Origin of the sequence: Streptomyces sp. NPDC002701, assembly GCF_042889045.1 — a bacterium.
GTDB lineage: Bacteria > Actinomycetota > Actinomycetes > Streptomycetales > Streptomycetaceae > Streptomyces.
On sequence record NZ_JBIAQL010000040.1, the window covers coordinates 25,937 to 35,014 of the forward strand.

Annotated in this window: 8 protein-coding genes; 5 read left to right on the forward strand and 3 right to left on the reverse strand. The window is 69.5% G+C overall.

The window, feature by feature from the left end:
• Position 1 precedes the first annotated feature (1 nt).
• The 5 genes from ACFYXC_RS39965 (at position 2) to ACFYXC_RS39985 (ending at position 6,068) form a co-directional block, all read left to right on the forward strand.
• Positions 2 to 1,282, forward strand: a complete 1,281-nt coding sequence (locus ACFYXC_RS39965; protein ID WP_389557830.1) for a hypothetical protein — start codon at positions 2 to 4, stop codon at positions 1,280 to 1,282.
• The gene (gene trpA, locus ACFYXC_RS39970) at positions 1,279 to 2,130 is read left to right on the forward strand and encodes a tryptophan synthase subunit alpha (protein ID WP_389557832.1); all 852 of its coding nucleotides are present in this window, start codon (positions 1,279 to 1,281) and stop codon (positions 2,128 to 2,130) included. The genes ACFYXC_RS39965 and trpA overlap by 4 nt, the downstream gene beginning before the upstream one ends.
• A 2-nt stretch (positions 2,131 to 2,132) precedes the next feature.
• Positions 2,133 to 3,125, forward strand: a complete 993-nt coding sequence (locus tag ACFYXC_RS39975) for a GNAT family N-acetyltransferase (RefSeq protein WP_389557834.1) — start codon at positions 2,133 to 2,135, stop codon at positions 3,123 to 3,125.
• A 38-nt stretch (positions 3,126 to 3,163) separates the two neighbouring features.
• Positions 3,164 to 4,222 carry a hypothetical protein gene (locus tag ACFYXC_RS39980; RefSeq protein WP_389557836.1) on the forward strand — a complete coding sequence of 353 codons (1,059 nt, stop codon included), beginning with the start codon at positions 3,164 to 3,166 and terminating at the stop codon, positions 4,220 to 4,222.
• A gap of 493 nt (positions 4,223 to 4,715) precedes the next feature.
• Positions 4,716 to 6,068 (forward strand): hypothetical protein, encoded by a 1,353-nt coding sequence (locus ACFYXC_RS39985; RefSeq protein ID WP_389557837.1) that lies wholly within the window; start codon positions 4,716 to 4,718, stop codon positions 6,066 to 6,068.
• A 440-nt stretch (positions 6,069 to 6,508) separates the two neighbouring features.
• Here the strand turns inward: ACFYXC_RS39985 and ACFYXC_RS39990 are convergent, their stop codons facing one another.
• From ACFYXC_RS39990 to ACFYXC_RS40000, 3 genes are all read right to left on the reverse strand, one after another.
• Positions 6,509 to 7,084, reverse strand: coding sequence for a hypothetical protein (locus ACFYXC_RS39990; protein WP_389557839.1), 576 nt, complete (start codon positions 7,082 to 7,084; stop codon positions 6,509 to 6,511).
• Positions 7,085 to 7,444: 360 nt separating this feature from the next.
• Positions 7,445 to 7,822, reverse strand: a complete 378-nt coding sequence (locus tag ACFYXC_RS39995) for a toxin Doc (protein WP_389557841.1) — start codon at positions 7,820 to 7,822, stop codon at positions 7,445 to 7,447.
• A gap of 6 nt (positions 7,823 to 7,828) precedes the next feature.
• A complete protein-coding gene (locus ACFYXC_RS40000) occupies positions 7,829 to 8,074 on the reverse strand; it encodes an antitoxin MazE7 (protein ID WP_389557843.1) in 246 nt (81 codons plus the stop codon).
• Positions 8,075 to 9,078 lie beyond the last annotated feature (1,004 nt).

Genomic DNA, 9,078 nt, shown 5'->3' on the forward strand with positions numbered 1-9,078 from the left:
CATGTCTGTTTCCCCCGCGCCTCCCCGCCCGGGCCGCCGCCGCGGCCTGCCCGCGGCGGCCGCCATCGTCGATCCCTGCCCGCAGGCCGACTACGCCCGGGCCTTGGCCCGCCGCAACATCCTCGCCGTGGCCGTCACCACCCCCCGCCACCCCTCCGCGGCAGGTGGGACGACCGCCTACCGGCACACGGTCGTACACAGCGGAGGCTTGGGTCGCACCACCCGGCGGCTGCGCAGTCTCGGCGTACGCGCCGTGCTGCCCGGCAGCCCGCGTGGCATCCCCCTCACCGAACGTCTGGCCGCCGAACTCGGTCTGCCCGCGGACCCGACGACCGTGCTGCACCGCTGCGACCGCGGCGAGCAGGCCCGCCTCCTCGCCCGGCACCAGGTCGGCGTCCCGTGCACCTGGCGCACCGATGAGCTGACCAGTGCGCTGGCCTGGTGGCGGATCTGCGCCCGGCCGGCGGTCCTGCTCCTGCCGGCCGCTGTGGGCGTACCGGCCGCACCCGTGCTGTGCCGCAGCAGCAGCGAGATCAGCACCGCCTGGCGGCAGATGCGGCGCACCGCTCACCTCCACGGCGGCACCAGCCACCTCGTGCTGCGCGAACACCTGTCCGGCCGCCGCTACACCGTGCACAGCCTCACCCGCCGAGCTCCGGCCCCCGACGAGCAACCACTTCACACGGTCACCGACGTGTGGGCGCACACCCATACCGCCGACGGCGTCCTCGTCCGCGTCGATCTCCTCCCGCGCCACGGCATGCTGACCCGGGCCCTGGCCCTGCACACGCTGCGTGTCCTGGACCTGCTTGGAGTACGCGCCGGACCGGCCCGCTGCCACCTGATCTACGAACCCGGCCGGGGCCCGCTGCTGCTGTCCGCAGCCACAGCCGCCGACACCTCACCCGCCGACCAGGCACTGCAGGACGCCACCGGCATCGACCGGCTCGGCGGCGCCCTCGACACGGTCCTGCCGCCACCGTTGGCCCCACCCACCGGACAAGGGCCCGCCCGCCGGCACGTGGTGCGGGTGCGCCTGGCTGCGCACCGCGGCGCATGCCTTGCTCCGGAACAGCTCGCGACCGTGCGCGCGCTGCCCACCGTCGTGCATCTCACTGACGCGCCTCCCCCTGACATGCCGGTGCACCAGACCACCAGCGTCTGGTCCCCGGTGCGCGAGATCGTCCTGAGCCACGCGCACGCGCAGGCCATCGAGGCCGACTACCAGTACATCCGTCGCCTCGAAGCCTCAGGCATGTACACCCTGGACGGCACCCGATGACCCTGTCCGCCGTCCCCGCCCCCCGCGTGCGCCGTCCCGACCCGAGCGGCTCCTTGCGACTGCAGCTGACGTTCGCCGACACGCGACGCCAGGAGCGGTGCGCGCTGATCCTTTCCACGGTGGCCGGCTTCCCCGACCCTCTCACCGGCCGGGCGGTGCAGCATCTGCTCGCACAGAGCGCGGACATCGTCCAACTACGTGTCCCGCACGTGGACATGGTGCGCGACGGGCCAGCCGTGCGGCAGGCCGCGCGCACCGCACTGCAGGCGGGCTTCCGCATGCCGGAGACGTTCGCCGCCGCCCAGGAACTCACCGCCGGCACGCGCGTTCCCGTAGTGATCAGCACGCACTGGCAACCCGTCCACACCTACGGCGCCGCCCGCTTTGCCCACCATGCCGCAGCTGCCGGCGTCGGCGCCGTGCTCATCCGGGACCTGCCCCTAGATCAAGCTCGTCCGTGGCGGGCGATCGCCCGCACCGCGAGCCTGGGGACCATCCCGCTCCTGGCGCCGACCGTGAAACCAGACCGGCTGGAACGCATCGTCACCCACGCCACCGGCCTCATCTACGCCTCTGCCACGACCGGTCTGACCGGCAACACCGAGCCCGTCGGTTCCCACCTGCCCGCCCTCATCAGTCAGGTGCGCGACCTCACCACCTTGCCCGTGGCGGCCACCACCGGCCTGTCCACCCCCAATCAAGTGCGCACCGCAGCCGCCTGGGTGGACGCCGTCGTCGTCCACTCCGCGGTAATACGCCGCATCCAGGCCGAACCGCGCGCACCGATCGCCGCGGCAGCATCCATCGCCCGCACGCTCGCCGCCGCCCTGCGCCCCAAGGCGCTGTGACCATGGCCCACGACCTGCCGGACCCGGCCATCCCGTGCCGCATCCACTCCCGTCTCGGCGCCGACGCACTCGATGTCCTCACCCGCCACTGGCCCGCTCTGTACGCACAGGACCTTCAAGCGACGCCCTTCCAGTCGCCCAAGTGGCTCGCCAGCACGATCCGGCTGCTGCCTCCCACGGCCACGCCGCTCATTCTCGCGGCAACGACGGCCGGCGGCCGGATCGTCGCCGCGCTCGCCCTGGCGCGCCACCGCGACCGGTCCCGCATCCGGTTCCGGCCGCTGTCCGCGCCAGACACAGGACATCTGCACCTGGTGGGCCCGCACGCCGAAGACGAAGCGATCGCCCGTGCGCTCGCGCTGCACCTGCTGCTCTGGCAGGAAGCCGGCGCCGACGTCACCCTGCCCGGACTGCGCGCCGACACCGCACTCGGCAGCGCCGTACGGGCAATCTGTCACGACAGTCTCACCACCGACGGGCCCGCATCCTCTGTTGTCGCGCTGCCGTTCGACTTCGGTGCCCTCGCTCCCAGCCGGCAGCGTGAACACGCCCGCCGCTGCCGCCACTGGACCCACCTGGCCGCCGGCCACACCATCACCTACCGGCGCTCCCACCACCAGCAGGGTCTGCTCAGCGGACTCGACGTGCTGGCCTCACTGCATGCATCGGCACAGCATCACCACGCCGGACCGACCTGCGCCTCCGAGTGGCGTGACGCCGTGCCGGCCATCGGGGCAAAGGTCGCGTTCGTCGCCGACCTGCACGTCGACGACACTCCCGTGGCCGCGCAGCTGTGTCTGACCCGCGGCCGCCGCTGCTACAGCGTCCAGCAGGTCGCTCACCCCGCATACCGGCACCTCGCCCCCGCCCACGCCCTGCTGCGCCACCTGCTCGACGACCTTGCCCAGGAGGGCTTCCACACGCTGGATCCCGGCCACGGCACCAGCCCGGGGGCATCAGCCGCGCCCAAAGCGTCGATCCGCCTCGCTGCCTGACCCCGCCGTACCCCAACCCCCTTTCTCGGAGGAGCCCGATGAGCACCCCCTACCAGCGCCGCATCGCCTGCGCCCTGGCCACTGCCGTCACGCTCACCGTGACCGCAGGCTGCGGCGCCGGTGACGACCATGCAGATCGGCCGGCCGCCGCCCGCAGCACCCCGCAGGCGCCCGCCCCCGCCCCCGCGCCGAAGGGCGCCGTGACCCGCGACGAGGCCAAGGAGCTCCTGTCCAGGTACGTCGCGGTCAACAACCGGGCCAACGCCATGCAGGGCCGGAGCACCTCGCCGTCTGAGCAGGCCAGAAAGCTGCTGGCCACCGTTGAAGGCGGCCAGCTGCTGGAACAGTCGACGGCGGACTACAAGTTGTGGCGCACCAAGAGCGCCAAGGAGAAGGAGGAGTACGCCGACCCCTTCTACTACATCAAGCCCGTCGTCTACGCCCCGGCCGGCGAGCGGTGGTTCGCCATCGAGGTCACCGTCGACCGCACCGGCTGGAAGGGCCTGGTCGTCTTCGACCAGGTGCACGGCACGGGCTGGCGCAATGTCGCCACCGTCGCGCTCGGCGACAAGAAGAGCTCGCGGCTGCCCGCGCCCATCGCCACCGACCGCGCCGGATGGGCCACCCCCGTCAACGCCACCACCCGCACCGGACGCCTGGCACCCAACCAGGTCGCCGACGCCTTCGAGGACCTCTTCTCCTCCGGCGGGACCGGCGCCGGACAGGTCCTGGCCCGCACCCCCTCCACCGAGCACGCCCTGAAGGTCTACAAGGAACGCAACGAGAACAACGGCTCCCGGGCGGCGACGAAGTCGTTCAAGCAGACAGATGCACGCCACCAGAAGATCTACGCGCTGAAGCTGCGCGACGGCTCCACCTTGGCCGTGGTGCCCTCCGCGCACGACCAGTTCTACGAACTGAAGAAGGAATTCATCCTCCGCGCGAAGCTCATCCCGACCAAGGAGGAGGCCGTCTTCAACCCGGCCAAGCGCATCGCCGTGATCGACGAGTTCCAGGGCCTGCTCCTGGCCCACCTGCCCGTCAGCGGCAAACCGAGAGTCCTCTCGCACGAGTTCCGGATGGTGGACTCCCAGTGACCTCCACCCCGTTGGACACGCCGGACGACGACACCAGCTTCGAGCTGTCGTATCCCGCCCCCACCTGGCTACGCGGTCCCGTCCCGCTACCGCCCTGGCGAGATCGCCACCGCGCCAAGACGCAGCCACGTCCCCGCACACCACACGGTGCCGGGAAAGCTCCCACGGACACGCACGGCACCTAGACAACAGACGAGGGGCGAAAGCGACGGCGGGCCAGCCGTCTGCTTCGCCCCTCACGTCACACGCCCGGATACCCCGGGCTTGCGACCAGGACTTCATCTGCCAGACCGGGGCTGCAACCCCAGGCCCAACCACCTCAGGTTTCTCACAAACCAACCAGACCGGATTCCGGCCTCGTGCGTCACGACATACTCCCGCGACAGGAGCCATGATGCCCGGCCCCGTCCCCACCCGCCACACCGATCTGCGACCAACCTCCCGCACAGGCAACGCTGCCTCACAGCAGCCGACTTCAGCGGAACGCTTCACTTTGATCCTTCACCGCAGCGACCAGGAAGTACACGCCACCAACTCCCGGCGGCTGCGCCACGCCGACGACTTCCTCGCCGCCGCCCACCACATGATCCGCTTCCACCCCAAGGCCACAGCCACCACACTGCGCCTGGCAGCCGCGTTCGCCGCCCGCGCCCACCGCAACGGCGACGGTCACGTCGCCTTCAACATCACGGCCACCATGCGCGAACTCGCAGTGAGCCGCCGCACCGTCCTCAACCACGCCCGCTACCTGCGCGAACTCGGGCTGATCGCCTGGGTCGAGCACGGCTCGAAACGCAACGCCCTGCGCACCCGGCACGGCATGGCCTGGCAGCCCGGCCACGGCTACTGCGGCACCGCCACCCTCTACGCCCTCTTGGCCCCGCCCCTGTGGGACCGCGCGCACGGCCACCGCATCCACGGCCGCGGCTACCAGGCCCGCCTCATCGGCTACACCCCGGCCGGGTGCACCCGGGCGATCGCCGCCGCTCGCCGCGTCGCCCGCCCCTGTCACAGCCGGGGGCACTGCACCCCTTCTGTTTCACCCACCTCACGCTCCACTCGTCTGCAGCAAGGAATGAGAGAGCATAACTACACGCGCCCAGCGCGCACCGCGCAACCACCGGCCGTACGACGCCGCGAGACCTTCACGCCCCGCCAGTGCGCCGACGCCATCACCCTCACCGAACGCCTGCAGCGCGAGGTGTGGTGGCTGCGCGGAGCCTGCTCCCGGCGCACGGCCTACGCCCTGCGGCCCCTGATCCGCCTGGGCTGGAGCTGGCAGGACCTCGCCGAAGAACTCTCCTACTGGGGCGTTCCTGCGCGCTTGCGCGATCCGGCCGCCTACCTCCACCACGAGATCACCCGCCGGCGGCACCGGGCCGAACTCCCGCCCGCTGACCAGCCGTCCACCCACACTCCGCAGGCCGACGACGATGGTCTACGCCACCAGGCCATGCTCCGCAAGCGACACCTTTGCCACGACCCGTCCTGGCAGCGCTACGCCCACCAGCTACGCCCCACGCTGCGCACGCAGCTGGCCAAGGTACGCAAAGACCTCGGCCGCCAGGCCGCAACAGCCCCGGCCTACCGGCCGGTGCTGCGTGAGGCCGAGGAAGCCTTCCTCGCCACGCTGCCGGTGCAGACCTGGAGCGATGCACCCACTCCGCGACAGATCTACGCGGCCCGCGCCTACCGGCGGCTGCCCGCCCGCGGCCAGCGCCCGTGCGAGACGGAGCCGGACTGGCAACGGCGTCTGTACGACGAGGCTGAAGCAGTACGCGCCTGCGAGGCCCTGCGTATCTCGCTGGACAGCACACCCGCCGCCAGGGCGGACACATGGCCTTGATGGCCACGCTCAACGGGACGGTGCAAGCCATGGTGGTGATGCGGCAGCGAGCTGGAGAAGTTCGAGAACGCCGTGAACTCTCGTGTAGGGCTGGAAGCGGGGGAGCGAGTCGCTGACGAGGTGACGCAGCGGGGTACGCCCATGCGGCGGGCCAGCAGCAGGGACATGGTCTGCTGCGCAGACGGCTACCCATGACCAGCGTGATCACCTCGAGCTCGGGGTCACACCAGCCCTTTGGGCGTCTAGCGTCATGGCGAAGACAGCGCTGAGGGAAATCTGCGCCCTGTCACCGTTTCATCAGACCGGATTTCTCCGGACACGGCCCCAACAGGCTTGGGGAGCCAGCAACGGCAGACGAGTGTCAGCGGCCAGTTGAATTTCCCCACCCGCGGCCACTTCAATTCCCCACTGGCGACCACCTTATGTACGCAGCGTGAGGCTTACCCGTGGCGGTGTTCGCCCCACCACGGCAGGATCGGAGGCAGGCCGCTGAGGCCGCGGGCCGGCCGCTTCGGCTTCGGCGACTCCCCATCGTCCCCGTCCCAACGGCGCGCGTACTGGTCCGGGAGGTTGCCCCACCCCCAGTAGGGAACCGGGCGGTCGGGCACCTTGCCGAGTTCCTCGAGGGGATCAATACGCTTCTCAGCCACCGTGCACAGGTGCGCCCAGTTATCGCCCAAGTCGAAGACATAGGCGAACTGTTCGCCGGCCTGCAGCCTGCTCAGCTTGGTCACATGGCCGTCCACGGTGCCGTCCGGGGCCTCGCCGTCCCACCAGTCCAGCAGGCTGACGTGGGTGGCGTCGGACAACGTGAACAGGTGCAGATGAGCCAAGTCCCAGCGCGCGAACGCGAGATCGATGGCCGAGGCGAGCTGGGCGAAGGAGTGCGACCGAGCAGCGGCGAGCACCCGGCCGGGACGCGGCCACAGGTCCGCACCGTGACCGGAGACCAACTCCACCCGGATCGACAGCCAGGTACGAGCCACGTCAATAACCCCCTCATGCACCAGATCCACGAGCCAGCACCAAGGCTACTGAGTGTGACTGCTGACTGGGGAATCGAGCTGGCCGTACGTGGGGAATTTCTACTGGCCGCCGTCAGACGAGTTCGCCGATCATGCATCGACAGGCACACCGCGTCCAGACGCATCACGAGACGTCGAGATCTCCATGATCTGGGAACCGGTGCCTGCCGCATCCTCAGAACCCTGGCGCGCCAGCAGATCGTCATGAACCGGATGTAGGCGACTATGCCGCAGCACTGCCATAAGACCTCTTGCACTGGGACCTGAGGCCGATAGTCCGCGGTGAACGTCTATCAACTGCGACGCAGGCCGGCGTCCCGCTGGAGCGCGCGGTAACCGGAGCTGTCCGGGTTAGGGAAGCCGTAGTGCCCGCAGCCGCTCGGTGATGGCGTAGGAGTCCAGGCGCAAGGTGCGGATATCGTTGATGAGGTCGCGCCATGGGTCATATTTTGTCTCGACGTGCTCGCCGCAGGCTTCGAGGTAGGCGATGGCGACACCGTAGCCGTACGCCTCGTTGCGGGCGGGAAGCGGGCGCAGCAGTACGCATTCTTCGAGGAAGATGGCGGCGCGCCAAAAAGCGTCCGGGTCGGCCTGGTCGAGTCGTGGCGTATTCACCTTGTGTCGGGCTGCCATGCCGACGAGGACGGAGAGGTCGTTCACGGTGAGATCGGTGCGCAGGATGTCTTCCTGGCGGGCCAGGAGCCATCGGTAGTCGACGAACAGTTCCACAGGCTCTCAGGCCGCCTGCGAAATCTGGTGGTCGATCGAGGGGAGCCCCCCGAAGTCAGCGTCGAACTGGTCCAGGATGCCCGGCTCGATCACACGGCGGAACGCTGCGGTGGCTGTGTCGAGGAGCTTCTCGTGCTCTTTTTCCTCGGCGACCCGGGCGAGGTAGTCCTTCATGGACAGTCCTGCCTCGTCGGCGAGGGCCTTGAGACGGTCGCGTGTGGTGTCATCGATCTTGACACTGGTATCTGCCATGCATCGAGTATGCCAACAAGTATACCGTCTTCGCTACTCTTCTCGGAAATGCTCTGTGGGCTCGTGTGGCGGCTCCTTCGGCGGGTGTGCTGATCCAAAGCGGCGCGGGAACCGTACGGCGCCGATCGGCCCGCCGACTCCTGCTGATCTCGACCGTGTCGACAGGCCGGTTGGTTGCGTCATTGGCGCGAATGGGCCAGGGGCACAGCGGTCGCCGTGGTAGGTAGTCGGGTCCGCGTGTGCCTTGTTTGTCTCTTTGGCTCTTTGAGGGCCAGCTGGTGAGGAACGGATCGTGTACGGCGGCATTGACAGGGCGGCTCATTCGGTTTGGGTAAGCTCGCCACCGGTCGGGTCCCGGCTGTGCTCGGTGGCTCACACCGTTCGCCGGGAACGGCCCGCAGACCGGCGCGAACGACTGCGCATCGTCGCCCAACCTGCGTCCTTCCAATACGTCGTAAATCTTGCGGTCCACCCCTTTACGCCGTCGTGATCTATGCGGACGTGCTCGACGGATAGCTCGAGGGATGTGTGTGTTCCTGTTCGGTCAGTATGGGGTCAGGTGCCGTAGCCGGTTCCGTCGCCGTGTCGGTCGAGGCGGGAGACGCAGCCGCGTTCGCGCAGGCCCGAGTGCGGCGCCCGCGGCGCCCGCGGCGCGGGCTGCAGGTGAAGTACTCGAGCCACGGGGGCGGACATGCACGTTCGGCGAGCAGTCTCTTCCGACCGCACCGTGAAGTACTTGCCCGCCTCGCACATTTGAGAGTGATCGTCGGGATGACCGCTTGGCTAACGCGTGCGGAGGAGCAAGGCGGCCGGGTCAAGCACGTGCCCTCTGAACCGCGCCAACCCCCGGCGCGGCGTGGCAGTGTGAAACCTGTGCGGGAAGTTACCCGATCGGGGAATGGAGCCAGAGTGGCCGCGCCTATGCAGCTCACCAAGACGCACCGGATCCTCATCGGGGTGGTCGTCTTCGGAGCGGTCGTCATCGCAGCGATCGGCTTCGCCGG

Coding starts and splice junctions, on each gene's coding strand:
- ACFYXC_RS39965 (WP_389557830.1), top strand. CDS start 2: ATGTCTGTTTCCCCCGCGCCTCCCCGCCCGGGCCGCCGCCGCGGCCTG.
- trpA (WP_389557832.1), top strand. CDS start 1,279: ATGACCCTGTCCGCCGTCCCCGCCCCCCGCGTGCGCCGTCCCGACCCG.
- ACFYXC_RS39975 (WP_389557834.1), top strand. CDS start 2,133: ATGGCCCACGACCTGCCGGACCCGGCCATCCCGTGCCGCATCCACTCC.
- ACFYXC_RS39980 (WP_389557836.1), top strand. CDS start 3,164: ATGAGCACCCCCTACCAGCGCCGCATCGCCTGCGCCCTGGCCACTGCC.
- ACFYXC_RS40000 (WP_389557843.1), bottom strand. CDS start 8,074: ATGGCAGATACCAGTGTCAAGATCGATGACACCACACGCGACCGTCTC.